Source organism: Streptomyces liliifuscus, assembly GCF_016598615.1.
In the GTDB taxonomy this organism is placed as follows: domain Bacteria; phylum Actinomycetota; class Actinomycetes; order Streptomycetales; family Streptomycetaceae; genus Streptomyces; species Streptomyces liliifuscus.
The window spans coordinates 4,368,993-4,386,824 of sequence record NZ_CP066831.1; the positions used below are offsets into that span (position 1 = coordinate 4,368,993).

The window sequence follows — 17,832 nt, forward strand, 5'->3', positions numbered from 1 at the left end:
GCCCATCGCGTCACTGACGCAATCGTCAACCCCGCGCGAACGCGTCAGATCCGGTCGAGGCTCCACAGCCGGAAGACTCCGGTGCCGTCCGACAGGTACTGGCCGCCGCCCACGGCCTCGCTGCTCAGTACGTAGTCCTTGCGCTGCCACAGCGGAACCAGCGGAACATCGCGGGCGACGTCGTCCTGTACCGCCCGGAAGTCCCCCTCGGTGCGACTGCGGTCCGCGTACTGCCGACTGTCCTGAATCCGCCGGTCCACGTCCTTGCTGCTGTAGCCGTTCTTCATGCTGCCGCCGGTGCCCACCAGCGGCGCGGTGAAGTTGTCCGGGTCGGGGAAGTCGGCGACCCACCCGACGGCGTACGCGTCCAGCTCGCCGTCCGCGTACCGCTTCTGGAAGTCGGTCCACTCGTAGCCCTTGAGCGTCACCTGGAACAGTCCGCCCCGCTCCAACTGCCGTTTGAGCTCGGCGGCTTCCGCGCCTGCCGCGTCCTTTCCCTTCGCGTAGCCGTAGGTGAAGCGCACGGGCACCTTCACCCCGGCTGCCGCGAGCAGTGACTTCGCCCGCGCGGGGTCGGGTTTCGGGTAGGCGTCGAAGAAGGAGGCCGTGTGCCCGGTGATGCCCGCGGGGATCAGCGAGTAGAGCGGATCCACCGTGCCCTGGTACGTAGTCGCGGCCAGTTCGTCGCGATCGACCAGCAGGGCCAGCGCCTGCCGTACCCGGCGGTCGTGGAGCGGCGATCCCGCTCGCACGTTGAGGTACAGATTGCGGGTCTCGGCACCGGCCGCCTCCGTGACGCGATGGCCCGGGTCGCTCGGCGACAGCCCGGCGAGCACCTTCGGCGGCAGCGTGCGCGAGACGACGTCGACCTTCTTGGCCTTCCACGCGGCATCGAGTTTCTCAGGGGTCGCGTAGTAGCGCACGACGGCGGATTCACCCTTGCTCTGCGCCGCCCCCCGATAGCGGGAGTTGGGCGTCAGAACGGCCCGCTGATCCTTCGTGTAAGTCTTCAGTGTGTACGGTCCCGAACCGTCGACCCCGTTGTCGGTACGCAGAGAGTGCCCGGAGTAGCGGGTGTGGTCGACGATCGAACCGGCGCCGGTGGCGACCTTGAACGGGAACGTGGCGTCCGGCGACGACAGATGGAAGGTGACGGTGAGCCCGCTCGCGTCCACCGAAGCCAGCGTGTCGAACAACGAGGCGGGTCCCACGGCCGAGTCGATGGACCTGACCCGGTCGAAGGAGAACTTCACGTCCTGGGCGGTCATCCTGTGCCCGCTGGGAAACGTGATGCCCGCCTTCAGCGTGCACCGATACGTGGTCAGGCCCGTACCGACGAATCCACAGCTCCGGGCGGCGTCCGGCACGGGGTCCGCGCCGCCCGGCTCGAAGGTCAGCAGCGACTGGAAGACGTTGCTGAACAGGTCCCAGGATCCGGCGTCGTAGGCGCCCGCCGGATCGAGGGCCGTCACCGCGTCCGTCGTACCGACGGTGATGGACCCGCCGCCGCCCGTCGGCAGCAGCTGCCAGCCGCCCACACCCACGGCGACCAGCACCAGAACCACCGCGAGAATCCGTATGCGAACCGATCGCATCGGCGCCCCTCCTGGAGCCACTGTCCCGTGGCTCGATCCCGCCACTCCCCCAGTGGCTCCTCATGCCACTCCCCGGTGGCGCGAGGCACTCAACCACAGGGGTTTCGGGCAGGGAAAGGCTTATGGGGAGTGTTGGGAGAAAGCTGACCAAGCGATGGTTTCCGGCCGCTTCCACAGCTCGCTCCCCGGCGTGACGTGTGCGCCTCAGGCCTGTCTGGAAGCCAGCTCCACGACCGTGATGTCCGACGGCGCGCCCACCCGCGTGGGCGGCCCCCAGGCACCGGCGCCCCGCGACACGTACAACTGCGTGTCCCCGTACCGCTCCAGACCGGCGAGGGTCGGATTGGCCTGATCCGCTATGAGGCTGCCGGGCCACAACTGGCCGCCGTGCGTGTGCCCCGAGAGCTGAAGATCCACGCCATGGTCGACGGCATCATGGATCTGCACCGGCTGATGTGCCAGCAACACACATGCCCGCGACCGGTCCCGGTCACCGAGCGCCTTGACGAAGTCGGGTCCCTGCCCCTCGTCCTCACCGGCCACGTCGTTGACCCCGGCGAGATCGAAATCGGCCAGTTCCGTACGGGCGTTCTCCAGCGGGCGCAGCCCCAACTCCCGTACGCGCGCGACCCACTCCTCGGCGCCGGAGAAGTACTCGTGATTGCCCGTGACGAAGAACGACCCGTGCCGTGCCCTCAACTGGGCGAGGGGCGCGGCCGCGGGCCCGAGATCCTTCACGCTGCCGTCGACGAGGTCTCCCACGACCGCGATGAGGTCGGGCTGCGTCGAGTTGATCGTGTCGACCACCTTCTGCGCGAACCCACGCCCCAGTACGGGCCCGAGGTGCACATCACTGACGACGGCGATCCGGTATCCGTGAGCCGACCTGGGAAGTTTGGCGAGGGGCACGGTCACCCGCTTCACCTTGGGCCCGCGCAGGACGCCGTACGTCCCGTATCCGACGGTCCCCACAGCTGCGGCGGCGGCGGCCCCGCCGACCACGCGCGAGACGAAGAGGCGACGCGAGGGACCGGTGGCCGCGGGCTCCGGCTTCTCGGCACGATCGGGCTTGGCCTCGGCCTCGGCCTCGGTTTCGATTCCGGCCTCAGCCTCGGCTTCGGAGGAGGACTCGGCTCGGGAAGAAAGCTCGGCTTCCCGGTCGGGGACTCGCGCGGGTACGGGTGCGCTCTCGCGTACGCCCACCGGCTCGACCGTGGGTGTCGAACGCCGCTCCAGCACCCGCCGGAGCAACGGCCGCACGACCTCCCCCACCAGCAGAGCCAGCAGGAGATAGAGCGAGAAGGCCATCCACAGGAACCCGGGCCAGGCCAGCACCTGCTGCAGCCAGAACGGCGCCCCGGCCCGCTCGGACGCGATCGCCGCGAACATGACCAGCGGTCCGCCGACGACCAGGGCGGTGCCCACCCGACGGGCCACTCCCGGCCGCGCCGTCGTGTCGCGCACCATCCGACGCCACACGTACCAGTGCAGGCCGCCGAACACGGCCAGGACCAGGACCACGAACACGATGATCACGCGGAGACTCCCCGTTATGACGTATGACGCAAGGCTCGAACACCGCGCAACCCGATGCCCCCGACGACCGTCCCCAAGACAAAGGAGACAACGGCGAGCGTCAGGTGCACCCAGAAGTACCCGGTCGGATCGCCCGCGTCGTCGAACGCGAGCCCACTCCCGTCCTTCCACAGGTTCTTGACGAAAGTGATCCAGATGACCCAGCTCCACACTCCGAAGGCGAGCAGGAACCAGGAGACGGGACGGCTGAGCTTCATGGGTTCAGTATCGCCGCCGTCGAACGGCACCGGCGCCCGGGGTGGGGAGGGCCACAGCGGGAACGACCGCAATCGTACGAGCCACGGTGAGGAGGGCCGCGCGACTTCCCGCCCCTCGCCCTGTACGTTCTCGACCGTGCCCGCCATGAAAAAGACCGCCAAGTCCTCCTTGCTGGTCACCTCCGCCACCCTGTTGTCGTTCTCGCTCGCGCTCACCGCGACCGCCACCGCGCCGGCCCTCGCGGACGACAAGCCCTCCTCGACTCCGTCGGCGACTCCGTCGACGTCGACCTCGCCGTCCGGCAAGTCGTCGACCAGTCCGTCGGCCACGCCCCCGGCGAACATGTCGACCGTGGGCGGCACCCAGCTCGGCCGGTCCGGCACCCAGGCGAATCTCGGCACCGGCGCCCCGGTCCTCCCGAAGGACCTGAGCGCCCGGTCCTGGATCGTCGCGGACGCCGAGTCGGGCGATGTCCTCGCCTCGCACAACGCGCACTGGCGGCTGCCTCCGGCGAGCACGCTGAAGATGCTGTTCGCCGACACCCTGCTGCCGAAGTTCCCGAAGACGGAGAAGCACAAGGTCGTGCCGTCCGACCTGGCGGGCATCGGCTCGGGCTCCAGCATGGTGGGCATAAAGGAGGACGAGACGTACACGGTCCACGATCTGTGGCTCGGCGTCTTCCTTCGCTCCGGCAACGACGCGGTCCACGTCCTGTCCGCGATGAACAAGGGCGTCGACCAGACCGTCAAGGACATGAACGCCCACGCGGAGGAGCTCCAGGCCCTCGACACGACCGTGGTCAGCCCGGACGGGTACGACGAGAAGGGGCAGGTGTCCTCGGCGTACGACCTGACCCTGTTCGCCCGCTCCGGCCTGCAGAAGAAGGACTTCCGGGAGTACTGCTCGACGGTCCGCGCGAAGTTCCCCGGCGAGACCAAGAAGAACAAGAAGGGCAAGACGACCCGCGGGTCCTTCGAGATCCAGAACACCAACCGGCTGCTCACCGGCGACTACGGTCTCGACGCCTACAAAGGCATCGCAGGTGTGAAGAACGGCAACACCACGAACGCCGGTTCGACCTTCACGGGTGTCGCCGAGCGCGACGGCAAGGTGCTGCTCGTCACGGTCATGAACCCCGAGAAGGAGGAGCACGACCAGGTCTACAAGGAGACCGCGAAGCTCCTCGACTGGGGCTTCCAGGCGTCCGGCAAGGTCGACCCGGTGGGCGAGCTGGTGCCGCCGAAGAGCGCGGACACGGACGCGCAGCCGGGCGCGAACGCCTCCGGCGAGGCGGGCGGTTCGGGCGACGGCGAGGCCTCCTCGAAGCCCGTCGCGGCCTCGGCGGAGACGGAGGGTTCGAGCGGCGTCGGCATCGCGCTGGCGATCACGGGCGGCGTCCTCGTGCTCCTCGCGGCCGGTGTCTTCGTGATCAACCGCCGCTGGCCGCTGCCCGACCTGATGCGCCGCCGCCGCTGACACCGGCGGACTTGCCGATGCCGGTGGGTTTACCGATGCCGGTGGATCCGCCGGAGTCGGCGACCGTGCCAGCTCCGGTGGGCCCGCCGGTCCCGGCCGTTCCGTCCTCCGGGGTGGACTCGTCGGGCTCGGCCGACTCCTCGGACCCGGCCGGCTCCTCGTGCTCCGTCGCAGTCCAGGCGGCGCAGTACAACAGCAGCTTCGAGGTGAAGTTGATCCACAGCAGCAATGCGATGGGCACCCCGAACGCCCCGTACATGCTCTTCGACGCGACGCCCTGCATATAGCCGCTGAGCAGCAGTTTCAGCAGCTCGAACCCGGCCGCCCCGATGAGCGCGGCGACCACGAGCCGACGCCGCCCGGGCTGGACTCCGGGCAGCAGCGTCAGGACGTACAGAAGCAGCAGGAAGTCGGCGAGGACGGCCACTGCGAACGCGGCGGTCTGCAGCAGCACCCCGCCCCAGCCGTCCTCGTCGATGCCGAACAGCCGTGCCGTCCAGCCGACCGCGCTCGACGCGACGGTGGAGGCGGCGAGCGTGACGAGCACGGCGCCGCCGAGGCCGACGAGTACGCCGCCGTCCTTGAGCTTGCTCAGGAAGGGGTTCTCCTCCTCGTCCGGCAGCTCCCAGACCGCGCGCAGGCACTCGCGCATCGAACCGACCCAGCCGATGCCGGTGAACAGCAGCAGCGCGCCGGCGATGAGTCCGACCGTGCCGGCGTTGTCGACGAGGCCGCCGATGTCGAGTTGGTCGGAGATGCCCGGCACCTGCTCGGCGATCTTCTCCTGCAGCTTCTCCTGCCCCTCCTTGTCGAGCGTCGCGGCGGCGATCGCGGCGGCGACGGTGATCAGCGGGAACAGCGCGACGAAGCTGATGAAGGTCATCGCGGCGGCGAGCCGCGTCCACTTCACCCGGTCCAGCCGTTCGTACGAGCGCCACGCGTGCGTGGCCATCAGACGTGTGACCAACGGGCCCACGCCGGGGAGCTTTTTCAGCCAGTCCATGATCCGACTCTGCCCTCGCCTCGGAAAACCAATGTCCGGGTACCCCAAAACCGCAGGACAGTGGCGAACGCCATGCCGATTCCCGAACCCGACACCGTGTCCGCGCGCGGGGAGGTGAAACCGAGGCCGTAGTGGCTGATGAGGATGCACAGCAGCTGGACGAGGGCGCCGGCGATGTTCACCGCGAAGAAGACCGCGTACCGGCGCAGGCCCCCCGTCGTCGTGTGGCGGTAGGTGCCGAGCGCGTTGCCCGCGTACGCGACCGAGCAGCCCGCCACGAACGACAGGGCCTTTGCGGTGAGCGGGTCCAGTCCGACGGGGCCGCGCAGCCAGACGAAGAGGGCGAGATCGGCGGCGTACGCGAGGAGCCCGGCGGCGGCGAAGCCGAGCAGTTCCTGGGCTCCGGGGCGCCGGGCCCGCGACCTCGGCAGTGACTGGGGGTGGGCCTGGAGCCGAGGCTGGGGCCCGGGGGTCTTCAGCCGCTGTGCGTGGCTCACCAGTTGGCCACCGCCAGGCCGTACATCGCGAGCCACACCACGCCGATGAGGGCGAGCGCGCGGTCGCGCAGGACGACGTCCTCGGGTTCGCCCGCGGTGCCGCGGTCGGCGAACACCGCGTATCGCAGGACCGCGAGGATGAAGGCGACCATCGACAACTGCCGCCAGGGCAGGACGCTGGTGTGGGGTACGCCGCCCTCCTCCAGGGCCCACAGGCAGTAGCCGAGGACGGCGACCGAGGCCGCGAGCTGCCAGACGAAGCGCAGGTAGCCGGTGGTGTACTCGGTGAGCAACGCGCGCGTGGCGCCCGCTTTCCCGGCCATCTGCACGGCTTCGGAGTAGCGCTTCGCGGAGACCATGAACAGCGCGCCGAAGCCGGTGGTGATCAGGAACCAGCGCGACAGCGGGATCCCGAGCGCGAGGCCCCCGATCATGGCCCGCATCAGGAACCCGGTGGTCACCACGACGAGGTCGATCACGAGGACGTGCTTGAGGCTGATGCAGTACGCGAACTGCATGCCCAGGTAGGCGGTCAGCAGGGCCGAGGTGAGCGGGGAGCACAGGAACGCGGCCACGGTAGGGGCGACGACGGCGAGCGCGATCCCCACGGAGTAGGCGACCGGTACGGGCACCTGTCCGGCGGCGACCGGCCGGTGGCGCTTGACGGGGTGGGCACGGTCGGCGTCGGCGTCCCGGGCGTCGTTGACCAGGTAGACGCCGGCGGCGCAGGCCGTGAACAGCACGAAGACGAGCGCGATCTGGGTGAGCGCGTGGCGCGAGAAGAGCTCACCGGCCGCCGCCGGGGCGGCGACCACGAGGATGTTTTTGACCCACTGTTTCGGACGGGCGGTCCTGATCAGCCCTCTTAGGAGGCCACTTTTCTCCAGAGCGGGCTGTTTCTCGTGCTTCTTGCGCGTGCTCTCCAGAAGGGCCGTGTCAGCCATGGTCCCGACCTCCGGTCATCCAGCGGGCCCCGAGCCGGGCCGTCATCGCGCCGAGTGCCGCGCCCGCGGCCACGTCGGAGGGGTAGTGGACGCCGACGACCAGCCGCGAGAGGCACATCGCGGCGGCCAGCGGGGGCACCGCGTGCGCGCCGAGCGCTCCGAAGGCCACGGCCGCAGCCGCCGCGGAGGTGGCGTGCGAGCTGGGGAAGGAGTGCCGGCCCGCGGTGCGGACCAGGGGTTCGACGTGTCCTGGGCGCGGGCGGCGCACGAGCCGTTTCACACCCATGCTGGCCAGGTGCGCGCCCGCGGTCAGAGCCGTGCCGCGCAGCCAGGCGCCACGCCGCTCCCGGTCGACGGCCGCTCCGGCGAGGCCCGCCGCGAGCCACAGCGCGCCGTGCTCGCCGGCCAGGGACAGGGCCCGCGCGGCGGCGGCGACACGTGGGGCGGCGCCGCGGGCGTGGATGGCCGTGAGGATCCGGTGGTCCAGGTCGGGGACGTCGTCGTGGTGGTCCATGTGGACTCACTGTTCACGTCAACACGGCTGGAACTCCGGCAATATTGAGCGACATCCCATTAATCACCCATTTCGGGGAGAGCGTGGATGTTAGGGAACTAGCCGTCACTTTCGGGCGATACGGTCGCGTGCATGCCTGCCGACACGGTTTCCGTCACGGGGTGGGGCCGCACCGCCCCCACCACCGCCCTTCTGATCCGCCCTCGTTCGTACGAGGAGGCCGCGGCGGCCGTCCGGGAGTGCGGGCCCCGCGGGGGCATCCCACGGGGCCTGGGACGGGCCTACGGGGACGCGGCGCAGAACGCGGGCGGGGCCGTGTTCGACATGACGGGCCTGGACCGCGTCCACGCCATCGACGCCGACGGGGGGACCGTGCTGTGCGACGCGGGCGTCTCGTTGCACCGCCTCATGGAAGTCCTGCTGCCGCTGGGCTGGTTCGTGCCGGTGACGCCCGGGACGCGCTATGTGACGGTCGGCGGGGCGATCGGCGCGGACATCCACGGCAAGAACCATCATGTGTCCGGCTCGTTCGCCCGCCATGTGCTCTCCTTCGAACTGCTGACCGCGGACGGCGAGATCCGTACGGTGAGCCACGGCACGCCCCTCTTCGACGCGACGGCGGGCGGTATGGGCCTGACCGGTGTCATCCTCACGGCCACTGTCCGGCTGCAGCCGGTGGCGACCTCGTTGATGTCGGTCGACACGGAACGCGCCACGGACCTGGACGACTTGATGGCCCGCCTCACGGCCACCGACCACCGCTACCGCTACTCGGTCGCCTGGATCGATCTGCTGGCCCGCGGCGCGTCCATGGGGCGTTCGGTGCTGACCCGGGGCGATCACGCTCCCCTGGAGGCGCTGGCGGAACGCACGCGCGCGCGTAGAGCCCCGCTGGAGTTCCGTCCCGGCCGACTGCCCGCCGCCCCCGCCTGGATGCCCGAGGGACTGCTGGGCCGGACGACGGTCGGCCTCTTCAACGAGCTCTGGTACCGCAAGGCGCCCCGCGCGCGCAGCGGCGAACTGCAGCGGATCTCCACCTTCTTCCACCCGCTCGACGGCGTGCCGCACTGGAACCGCGTCTACGGGCGCGGCGGTTTCGTGCAGTACCAGTTCGTCGTCGGATACGGCCAGGAGGACGCCCTGCGCCGGATCGTGCACCGCATCTCGCAGCGCCGCTGCCCCTCCTTCCTCGCCGTCCTGAAGCGCTTCGGGGAGGGCGATCCGGGCTGGCTGTCCTTCCCGATGCCCGGCTGGACCCTCGCCCTGGACATCCCCGCGAACCTGCCGGGGCTCGACGGCTTCCTGGACGAGCTGGACGAGGAGGTGACCGCTGCAGCCGGGCGTGTCTACCTCGCCAAGGACTCCCGGCTGCGGCCCGAACTGCTCTCGGCGATGTATCCGCGGCTGGGCGATTTCCGGGCGCTGCGCGAGGAGTTGGACCCGCGTTCCGTCTTCACCTCGGACCTGTCCCGCCGCCTCGGCCTCTGAGACGAGCCGCTCGGTGAGTTCGGTTTTCCCACTCTCTCTGAATCTCTCCATCTGAATCTCTCCATAGGAGTTCGGTCTCATGAAGGACGCCTTCGGTGCCCCCCAGTCCATGCTCGTCCTCGGCGGCACGTCCGAGATCGCGCTGGCCACCGCACGGCGGCTGATCGCCCGCCGTACCCGCACGGTGTGGCTCGCCGGCCGCCCCTCGCCCGCCCTGGAGACGGCCGCCGCCGACCTGCGCGTCCTCGGCGCGGACGTCCGTACGGTCGCCTTCGACGCGCTCGACCCCGACGCCCACGAGACCGCCCTCGGCAAGGTCTTCGCCGAGGGCGACATCGATCTCGTACTGCTCGCGTTCGGTGTCCTCGGCGACCAGTCGCGCGACGAGAACGAGCCCGGCTCGGCGGTCCGGGTCGCGCAGACCAACTACACGGGCGCGGTGTCCTCGGGCCTGGTGTGCGCGCGGGCCCTCCAGGCCCAGGGCCATGGCTCCCTGGTCGTGCTCTCCTCGGTGGCAGGCGAGCGCGCCCGCCGCGCCAACTTCATCTACGGCTCCAGCAAGGCAGGCCTCGACGCCTTCGCCCAGGGCCTGGGCGACGCCCTGTACGGAACGGGCGTCCACGTGATGGTCGTACGCCCCGGTTTCGTCCGCACCAGGATGACGACGGGCCTGCCGGAGGCCCCACTCGCGACGACCCCCGAGGCGGTCGCCACAGCCATCGAGACGGGCCTGCGCCGACGCTCCGAGACGGTGTGGGTACCGGGGGCACTGCGGGTGGTCATGTCGGCACTGAGGCACGTACCGCGGGCGGTGTTCCGCCGCCTGCCGATCTAGGAGCACGACGTTCGGCGGGGGGAGCGGCCCCGTAAGGGGCACGGGGAACTGCGCGACAAGCCCACACAGCGCCGCACTCCGAGTACTGCCCCGCGCGGAGAGCGCTACCGCTTGAGCGACACGATCACGGACTTGCTCATCGGATTCCCGCTCTGGTTGACCTGGACGTGCCCCACACCGAGAACCCGGTCGCTGCCCGGCACAACCTCCACGGCCGACAGCCACAACGACTGCCGGGAACCCGCCCGCACCCCACCCTCGCTGGGCAACCGCGGCCGATTGATCTTCGTACAGGCGCCATCCCTGCCGACGTACCAGTTGCCCTCCAGGAAGAGCCCATGCGTGCCGTCGACCGCCATGGGGTCGCGTCCGGCGCAGTCCCCCGCGGCGTCGGGCCGCTTGGTCCAGCGGGAGCCGTCCCAGGCCAGGCGTACGTCCTCGTCCTGGGGTTCGTTCTCCATCTCCCCGTGGTTGAAGCTGTGCGAGCCGTAGCCGCGGACGTCGTCGGCGGTGAGGGCGAGGACATGGTCGAGCGACGCGCCGGGCTCGGGCGGCACCGGGTGGGGGAAGCGATAGACGGGGGTCTCCACCAGCTGCCAGGACGTGCCGTCCCAGTGGACGGCCGCGGGCTGCGTGAGTTCTTCGTTGTCACTGCCGTCGCTCGTCTCGCGGTGGCCGACGGCCCACAGGTCGTCGGGGGCGACGCCGTCGATCGAGGTCACGTTGGCGGGCAGGGACGTGGTGATCCGCCGGGTGCCGTCCCAGTGGTTGATCTGCGACTCGCCGCTCACGGTCCAGATGTCGTCGGCCGCGAAGGCTTTCATGTCGACGAGCCGGGCGCCGCCCGGCATCTCGGGGAGCGCGATCCAGCGCGTGCCGTCCCAGCGGACCGTCCGTGGCCCTTGCTCGTTCGGCTGCGAGGCCGTCAGCAGGAAGCCGTCGGAGCCCAGGGTGTCGAAGCGGGCCGCGTGGACACTGGTGCCGAGTCCGGCCGGCATCGGCTGCCGCTGCCAGCGCGTGCCGTCGTGGCGGAGCAGGAAACCGTCGTCGCGGGACGGAATCGCGCTGTTCGTGACAGCGCCCGCGACCCAGACGTCGCCGTCGGCCGTCGCGATCACGTCCGACAGCTTGCTCTCGTCGTCGAGGATCTCGTCGTAGGCCCAGGTCGGCCCGGACGTCTCACTGCCGGTCGACGAGGACGGCTTCGCCCTGCCGTCGTCGCCGTCGGCCTCCGTACCGCATCCGGTCAGCGCGAGGCCGATCGCAGTGAGCCCCGCCACGATCCTGCGCATGATCCCCCTGATCGTCCGATCCCCCGCCCGCCCGGGCCGCGGACTGCCCGACCGGCGGACGGTGCACTCAGCGGGCCGGGAGCGGGCCCCGCTCCGCGCGGGTGGCCTGCGGCGGTACGACAGCGCCGCCGAAGGCGTAGTCACGCAGCCTGCGCCACACGCCGTCGGCCCCCTGCTCATAGAGCGCGAAGCCGGTGCACGGCCACTCGGCCCCGTACTCGGCAAGCTCCTCGAACGCCCGGTCCATCGCCTCGTCGTCGATGCCGTGCGCCACCGTCACATGCGGGTGGTACGGGAACTGCAGCTCGCGCGCCACCGGCCCGGACGCGTCCCTGACCTGCTTCTGCAGCCAGGTGCAGGCCTCGGCCCCCTCGACGACCTGCACGAACACGACGGGCGACAGCGGACGGAAGGTTCCCGTGCCCGACAGCCGCATCAGGAAGGGCCGGCCGGCGGCCGCGACCTCGACGAGATGCGCCTCGATCGCGGGCAGCGCCGAGTCGTCGACCTCGGTCGGCGGCAGCAGTGTGACGTGCGTGGGGATGCCGGAAGCCGCGGGGTCGCCGAAGCCCGCGCGCCGCTCCTGGAGCAGGCTGCCGTGTGGCTCCGGGACCGCGATCGACACACCGATCGTTACGGTCCCCACGTCGTCTCCTGTCGTTGTGTTGATGTTCCGCCGTGTCGGCGTACTTCTCGGGCAGGGGTTGCTGCCGGTTCGGCTATCGACTGTACGGCCGTACGACCCCGTTCCGGTTGTCGTACCGGTGTTGTCCTGGTCTCGTCCTGGCCGTCGTCCCGGCAGTCAGTGCTTCGCCGGCAGGAAACCCACTCTGTCGTACGTCTGGGAGAGGGTCTCCGCGGCGACGGCGCGGGCCTTCTCGGCCCCCTTGGCCAGGATCGAGTCGAGCGTCTCCGGGTCGTCCAGATACTGCTGGGTACGCTCCCGGAACGGCGTCACGAAGTCGACCATGGCCTCGGCGAGGTCGGTCTTCAGCGCACCGTAGCCCTTGCCGACGTACTTCTGCTCCAGTTCCGCGATACCGGTTCCGGTGAGGGTGGAGTAGATGGTCAGCAGGTTGCTGACGCCCGGCTTGTTCTCGATGTCGTACCTGATCACCGTGTCCGTGTCGGTGACCGCGCTCTTGACCTTCTTGGCGGTGACCTTCGGATCGTCGAGAAGGTTGATGAGGCCCTTCGGAGTCGACGCCGACTTGCTCATCTTGATCGCCGGGTCCTGGAGATCGAAGATCTTCGCCGTCTCCTTGAGGATGTACGGCTTCGGGACGGTGAACGTCTGACCGAAGCGGCCGTTGAAGCGCTCGGCGAGGTCGCGCGTCAGCTCGATGTGCTGGCGCTGGTCCTCACCCACCGGGACCTCGTTGGCCTGGTACAGCAGGATGTCCGCGACCTGCAGGATCGGGTACGTGAAGAGGCCGACCGAGGCGCGGTCGGCGCCCTGCTTGGCGGACTTGTCCTTGAACTGGGTCATGCGGGACGCCTCACCGAAGCCGGTGAGGCAGTTCATGATCCAGGCGAGCTGCGCGTGCTCGGGGACATGGCTCTGGACGAAGAGCGTGCAGCGCTCCGGGGCGAGACCGGCGGCCAGCAGCTGGGCCGCGGCGAGCCGGGTGTTGGCGCGGAGGTCCGCAGGGTCCTGCGGAATGGTGATCGCGTGCAGGTCGACGACCATGTAGAACGCGTCGTGGGACTCCTGCAGGGCCACCCACTGACGGACGGCGCCGAGGTAATTGCCGAGGTGGAACGAGCCGGCGGTGGGCTGGATTCCAGAAAGCACGCGAGGACGGTCTGAAGCCATGCTCACCATTCTCTCAGGTGTCAGGGGCCGTTCCGGAACTGGTCGGAAACAGATGTGACACGGGTGGGAACCGATCTGCCTCGGGCGGTGTAACAAGAGCGTGAGGACGCGGGAGGGGGGCCGCATCGTCGATGAGGCCGCGGTGATCGCACGCGTGCGCGCCGGAGAGCCGGAGGCGTATGCGGAGCTGGTGCGTGCCCATACGGGCCTCGCGCTCAGGGCGGCCGCGGCACTGGGGGCGGGTGCGGACGCGGAGGACGTGGTGCAGCAGGCCTTCTTCAAGGCCTACTGCTCCTTGGGGCGCTTTCGGGACGGCGCGGCGTTCAAGCCGTGGCTGCTCTCGATCGTCGCCAATGAGACGAGGAACACAGTGCGGACGGCGGTGCGCCAGCGGACGCTGGCCGGCCGTGAGGCCGCGCTCGTGGAGGCCGAGCCGCTGATACCGGAATCGGCGGATCCGGCTGCCGCGGCCCTGGAGGTCGAGCGCCGGACGGCCCTGCTGACCGCCCTGGAAGGACTGGGCGAGGACCACCGCCTGGTCGTCACCTACCGCTATCTGCTGGAGATGGACGAGTCGGAGACCGCCCAGGCCCTGGGCTGGCCGCGGGGGACAGTGAAATCCCGGCTCAACCGCGCCCTGCGGAAGCTCGGCAGACTGCTGCCGGACTTCGAGCCGCGGGAGGGGTCGGGGGATGCGCAGGGCGCGGCAGGTGCGGCGCGTCCGGTGGATGGGACTGATGTGGGGGATGCGGAGGGCCTGGGCGGCCCGAGAGGTCGGAGAGCGCGGGGAGGAGGTGATGAGCATGGGTGAGTCGCACGAGTCGCACGAGTCGCACGAGGAGTACGAGGCGGGGGGTACGGGGTCCTCCGGTGACCGGGGCCGTGGTGAGGGCCGGCACGGAGGTCAGTACGGGGCCGGGGACGGACTTGGGCATGGGCGCCGGCCGGGGCCGGGGCAGGGGGATGGGCACGGGCAGGGTGCTTCCCGGTTGCCCGAGGAGTTGCGGGCGCTCGGGCGGTCGCTGGACCGGCCCGGGGCGGTGGGCGGTGAGTCGATGGTCGAGCGGGTGCTGGAGCAGATACTGGCCGAGCACGTGCCGGTCCCCGTGGCCGAGCCACCGGGCCTCGCGGAGCGACTGCGGATGATTCGCCGCTGGGCCCGGGCGCGTCGTCGCGCGCTGGCCGCGGGGCTGTGCGGCCTGCTGACGGTCCTCGTGCTCACGCCTCCGGTGCGCGCCGCGGTCGTCGAGTGGTTCGACTTCGGCGGGGTGGAGGTGCGGTACGACCCGTCGGCGACGCCTTCGCCGGGGGCCGAGGTGCCCGGCTGCGGTGGCCCGTCACTCACTCTCGCCGAGGCCGAGCGAAAAGCGGGCTTCGCGCCCCTCGCGTCCCCTGCGCTGGGGACCCCGGAGGCGGTGACGGTGACGCGCGAGCCGAAGGGTCGGTTCCTGATCACCCTGTGCTGGCGCGAGCAGGGACGCACGATCCGGCTGGACGAGTATCCGGCGGTGCTGAGTCCCGGCTTCATCAAGTTCGTGCGGGAGCAGCCGGAGTATGTGCCGCTGGGCAAGGACGCGGACCTCGTCGAACGTACGGCGCTGTGGTTCCCCGACCCTCATCTCCTGCGCCTCTGGCTGATGGACGGGGACGGGGAGTTCACCCGCTCCAAGCGGACCGCCGGACCGACGCTGCTGTGGATGCACGGGGGCGACATGACGCTCCGGCTGGAGGGCGTGGCGTCGAAGGCGCGGGCGGTGGAGATCGCGAAGTCGCTGGGCTAGAGGGTCCGTTGGCCGGGGCGGGATGGGGGGCCCGGCTGCGAGGGCGGAGCAGGCCGGGCGCGGCAGGGCGGGGCGGATGTCTCGAGATTTTGGTCGGTGTCGAGTGGGAACCCCGCCGGGTCGAGCGGTGTACCAGAAGTGACACGCAGGTGCGGGCGGACCGCATCGGGGCCGATTGGGGGGTGTCGGGATGCGCAGGGTTCGTGCACGGGTGACGGGGAGCCCACGAGTGACGGGGAGGCCGCCGGTGACGTGGAGCCGGGGATGGGCGGCGATCTCGGGGTGGGCGATGGCGCTCGGTCTGGTCGTGATGTGCGCGCCCACCGCGGCGGCCGGCGGTCCGACGAGCGTGCTGGTGGTATCGCCGGAGAGCGGCCAGAGCGCGGCGCTCTACAACTCGAAGGAGGAGTACGGGGAGTTGGAGCGCCTCCTCGGACAGCCGGGCAGCGGCACCCGCGAGGAGCCGCCCGGGCTTGGCGTGGGCAGCGGTCGGCAGATCAACGTCACGTGGATGATCCATGACGTGTCGCCCTGGCGGGTCGACCGCGTCTATCCGGAGACACCGCGCACCAAGGACGTCTGGATACACACGGCTGCCAACGTTCCGAAGTCCATGAACGGCTACTGGCACAAGGCCGAGCAACCGGCCGCGGTGCGCGCGTTGTTCAAGAAGCTCGGCGTGCTGGGCGAATCGTCCGGCGGGGGCGCCGGGGCCATCTATCCGGCGCCCTGGGAGACGACGGAGGATGCCGCCGCGGCCGCGCCCGCTCCGGGGCCCACTCAGCGGTCCGGCACGGCTGCGGCCGCCGCGGCGGCGGGTGACGACGGCACCGACTGGTGGTGGGCGATACCTGGGCTGGCGACCGGGGCCGTGCTGGCCCTTGTGCTGCGGCCGTTCGTCGGGCGGTTGCCGGGAGTACGGCAGTTGGGCCGTCCGCGGGTTCGGGAGGCGGGTCCTCGGCAGGAGCTGAGGGATGTCTGAGAGGGGCGTAGGAGTTGTTGGGTCCGGGCGCGTGACGGGCGGGGCCGATCGCGTGGGCGGCCCGGAGTGGGCTGTGGCCGGGCTCGCGGCGGGGCTGGTCCTCGGCTCCTGCGGCACCCTGCTGATACGCCGCGCGGCGGCCGGGCGTGAGCCTGGGCCGCCGCGGGAGTCACGACAGGACTTGATCGACTTGTGAGCCGGTCTGTGGGTCGACTTGTCAGTCGGCCTGTAAGTCGGTCTGTGAGTCGGTCTACGGATCCGCTGGTTCGGCTGGTGAGGCGGTTGCGGCCGGGACCGAGTGTCGGTTCTCGGTCCCGATCTCGGTCTCGGCGCCCGTGTCCTCGCCCGCGGTCTCGGTCCAGGGCTCAGCCGAGGTCGATCTCCGGGTAGAGCGGGAAGCCGGTCAGGAGGTCGGTCGCCCGGTGGGAGATCTCGTCGGCGATCTTCGGGTCCAGGATGTGCTGGGCCTTGGAAGGGGCGCCCTTGGCGGTGGTGCCGGGCTCCGTGGTGGCGAGGACGCGGTCGATGAGGCCGGCGATCTCGTCCATCTCGGTGGCGCCGAGGCCGCGGGTGGTGAGCGCAGGGGTGCCGATGCGAATGCCGGAGGTGTACCAGGCGCCGTTGGGGTCGGCGGGGATGGCGTTGCGGTTGGTGACGATGCCCGAGTCGAGCAGGGCGGACTCGGCCTGGCGGCCGGTGAGGCCGTAGGAGGAGGCGACGTCGATGAGGTTGAGGTGGTTGTCGGTGCCGCCGGTGACCAGCGTGGCGCCGCGTCGCATCAGGCCCTCGGCGAGAGAGCGGGCGTTGTCGACGACGGCCTGGGCGTAGTCGCGGAACTCGGGGCGGCGGGCCTCGGCGAGCGCGACGGCCTTGGCGGCCATGACGTGCGGGAGGGGGCCGCCGAGGACCATCGGGCAGCCGCGGTCGACCTGGTCGGCGAGGGAGGAGTCGCACAGGACCATGCCGCCGCGTGGGCCGCGCAGCGACTTGTGGGTGGTCGTGGTGACGATCTGGGCGTGCGGGACCGGGTCGAAGTCACCGGTGAGGACCTTGCCGGCGACGAGACCGGCGAAGTGCGCCATGTCGACCATGAGCGTGGCGCCTACCTCGTCGGCGATCTCCCGCATGATCCGGAAGTTCACGAGACGGGGGTAGGCGGAGTAGCCGGCGACGATGATCAGGGGCTTGAACTCACGGGCGGAGGTGCGCAGGGCCTCGTAGTCGATGAGGCCGGTGGCGGGGTCGGTGCCGTAGGAGCGCTGGTCGAACATCTTGCCGGAGATGTTCGGGCGGAAGCCGTGGGTGAGGTGGCCGCCGGCGTCCAGGGACATGCCGAGCATGCGCTGGTTGCCGAAGGCCTGGCGCAGTTCGGCCCAGTCGGCGTCGGAGAGGTCGTTGACGTTGCGGACGCCGGCCTTCTGGAGGGCGGGGGCCTCGACGCGGGCGGCGAGGACGGCCCAGAAGGCGACGAGGTTGGCGTCGATGCCGGAGTGCGGCTGGGCGTAGGCGTGCTCGGCGCCGAAGAGCTCGCGGGCGTGCTCGGCGGCGAGGGCCTCGACGGTGTCCACGTTGCGACAGCCGGCGTAGAAGCGGCGGCCGACGGTGCCTTCGGCGTACTTGTCGCTGAACCAGTTGCCCATCGCAAGGAGGGTGGCCGGGGAGGCGTAGTTCTCGGAGGCGATCAGCTTGAGCATCTCGCGCTGGTCGGCGACTTCCTGCCCGATGGCGTCGGCGACGCGGGGCTCGACGGCGCGGATCACTTCGAGGGCGCTGCGAAAGGCGGTGGATTCGTTGGAGAGGGGCTCTGGCATGACG

Annotated in this window: 16 protein-coding genes and 1 pseudogene; 6 read left to right on the forward strand and 11 right to left on the reverse strand. The window is 70.6% G+C overall.

What is annotated here, in order from left to right:
- Positions 1-44 precede the first annotated feature (44 nt).
- From JEQ17_RS18450 to JEQ17_RS50055, 3 genes are all read right to left on the reverse strand, one after another.
- Complete coding sequence (locus JEQ17_RS18450) at positions 45-1,595, reverse strand: ABC transporter substrate-binding protein (protein WP_200396270.1); 1,551 nt, start codon at positions 1,593-1,595, stop codon at positions 45-47.
- 204 nt (positions 1,596-1,799) lie between these two features.
- Positions 1,800-3,131: a metallophosphoesterase gene (locus JEQ17_RS18455; RefSeq protein ID WP_200396271.1), complete on the reverse strand. Its 1,332-nt coding sequence runs from the start codon at positions 3,129-3,131 to the stop codon at positions 1,800-1,802.
- Positions 3,132-3,145: 14 nt separating this feature from the next.
- A complete protein-coding gene (locus tag JEQ17_RS50055; RefSeq protein WP_055615755.1) occupies positions 3,146-3,388 on the reverse strand; it encodes an SCO4848 family membrane protein in 243 nt (80 codons plus the stop codon).
- A gap of 145 nt (positions 3,389-3,533) precedes the next feature.
- Here JEQ17_RS50055 and JEQ17_RS18460 point away from each other — a divergent pair, with 145 nt between their 5' ends.
- On the forward strand, positions 3,534-4,865 hold the full coding sequence (locus JEQ17_RS18460) for a D-alanyl-D-alanine carboxypeptidase family protein (RefSeq protein ID WP_407700155.1): 1,332 nt from the start codon (positions 3,534-3,536) through the stop codon (positions 4,863-4,865).
- On the opposite strand, the gene JEQ17_RS18465 is transcribed toward JEQ17_RS18460, so the two are convergent.
- The 4 genes from JEQ17_RS18465 to JEQ17_RS18480 all read right to left on the reverse strand — a co-directional run bounded on the left by JEQ17_RS18465 (position 4,819) and on the right by JEQ17_RS18480 (position 7,823).
- A complete protein-coding gene (locus tag JEQ17_RS18465; RefSeq protein ID WP_200396273.1) occupies positions 4,819-5,868 on the reverse strand; it encodes a YihY/virulence factor BrkB family protein in 1,050 nt (349 codons plus the stop codon). The two genes, JEQ17_RS18460 and JEQ17_RS18465, sit on opposite strands and share 47 nt — an antisense overlap.
- On the reverse strand, positions 5,856-6,299 hold the full coding sequence (locus JEQ17_RS18470; RefSeq protein WP_200401569.1) for a GtrA family protein: 444 nt from the start codon (positions 6,297-6,299) through the stop codon (positions 5,856-5,858). The genes JEQ17_RS18465 and JEQ17_RS18470 overlap by 13 nt, the downstream gene beginning before the upstream one ends.
- A 62-nt stretch (positions 6,300-6,361) precedes the next feature.
- Positions 6,362-7,309 (reverse strand): decaprenyl-phosphate phosphoribosyltransferase, encoded by a 948-nt coding sequence (locus JEQ17_RS18475; RefSeq protein ID WP_200396274.1) that lies wholly within the window; start codon positions 7,307-7,309, stop codon positions 6,362-6,364.
- On the reverse strand, positions 7,302-7,823 hold the full coding sequence (locus tag JEQ17_RS18480; RefSeq protein ID WP_200396275.1) for a phosphatase PAP2 family protein: 522 nt from the start codon (positions 7,821-7,823) through the stop codon (positions 7,302-7,304). Before JEQ17_RS18480 ends, JEQ17_RS18475 begins: the two co-directional genes overlap by 8 nt.
- Positions 7,824-7,955: 132 nt before the next feature.
- On the opposite strand from JEQ17_RS18480, the gene JEQ17_RS18485 reads away from it, so the two are divergent.
- The gene (locus JEQ17_RS18485) at positions 7,956-9,311 is read left to right on the forward strand and encodes an FAD-binding oxidoreductase (protein ID WP_200396276.1); all 1,356 of its coding nucleotides are present in this window, start codon (positions 7,956-7,958) and stop codon (positions 9,309-9,311) included.
- Positions 9,312-9,390: 79 nt separating this feature from the next.
- Complete coding sequence (locus JEQ17_RS18490; RefSeq protein WP_200396277.1) at positions 9,391-10,146, forward strand: decaprenylphospho-beta-D-erythro-pentofuranosid-2-ulose 2-reductase; 756 nt, start codon at positions 9,391-9,393, stop codon at positions 10,144-10,146.
- Between the two features lie 104 nt (positions 10,147-10,250).
- Here JEQ17_RS18490 and JEQ17_RS18495 read toward each other — a convergent pair whose 3' ends face one another.
- The 3 genes from JEQ17_RS18495 to trpS all read right to left on the reverse strand — a co-directional run bounded on the left by JEQ17_RS18495 (position 10,251) and on the right by trpS (position 13,254).
- Entirely contained in the window at positions 10,251-11,438 is a 1,188-nt protein-coding gene (locus JEQ17_RS18495) for a hypothetical protein (protein WP_200396278.1), read from the reverse strand.
- A 67-nt stretch (positions 11,439-11,505) separates the two neighbouring features.
- Entirely contained in the window at positions 11,506-12,084 is a 579-nt protein-coding gene (locus JEQ17_RS18500) for a 2'-5' RNA ligase family protein (RefSeq protein ID WP_200396279.1), read from the reverse strand.
- A gap of 156 nt (positions 12,085-12,240) precedes the next feature.
- On the reverse strand, positions 12,241-13,254 hold the full coding sequence (trpS, locus tag JEQ17_RS18505; RefSeq protein WP_200396280.1) for a tryptophan--tRNA ligase: 1,014 nt from the start codon (positions 13,252-13,254) through the stop codon (positions 12,241-12,243).
- A 100-nt stretch (positions 13,255-13,354) separates the two neighbouring features.
- On the opposite strand from trpS, the pseudogene JEQ17_RS18510 reads away from it, so the two are divergent.
- The 3 genes and pseudogenes from JEQ17_RS18510 to JEQ17_RS18520 all read left to right on the forward strand — a co-directional run.
- Positions 13,355-13,954, forward strand: a pseudogene (locus tag JEQ17_RS18510) (RNA polymerase sigma factor); the annotation flags it as partial.
- A 97-nt stretch (positions 13,955-14,051) separates the two neighbouring features.
- Positions 14,052-15,035: a hypothetical protein gene (locus JEQ17_RS18515; protein WP_407700061.1), complete on the forward strand. Its 984-nt coding sequence runs from the start codon at positions 14,052-14,054 to the stop codon at positions 15,033-15,035.
- A gap of 247 nt (positions 15,036-15,282) precedes the next feature.
- On the forward strand, positions 15,283-16,017 hold the full coding sequence (locus tag JEQ17_RS18520; protein ID WP_234048257.1) for a hypothetical protein: 735 nt from the start codon (positions 15,283-15,285) through the stop codon (positions 16,015-16,017).
- Positions 16,018-16,382: 365 nt separating this feature from the next.
- Here JEQ17_RS18520 and JEQ17_RS18525 read toward each other — a convergent pair whose 3' ends face one another.
- Entirely contained in the window at positions 16,383-17,828 is a 1,446-nt protein-coding gene (locus JEQ17_RS18525) for a glycine hydroxymethyltransferase (protein WP_200396282.1), read from the reverse strand.
- Positions 17,829-17,832: the final 4 nt, after the last annotated feature.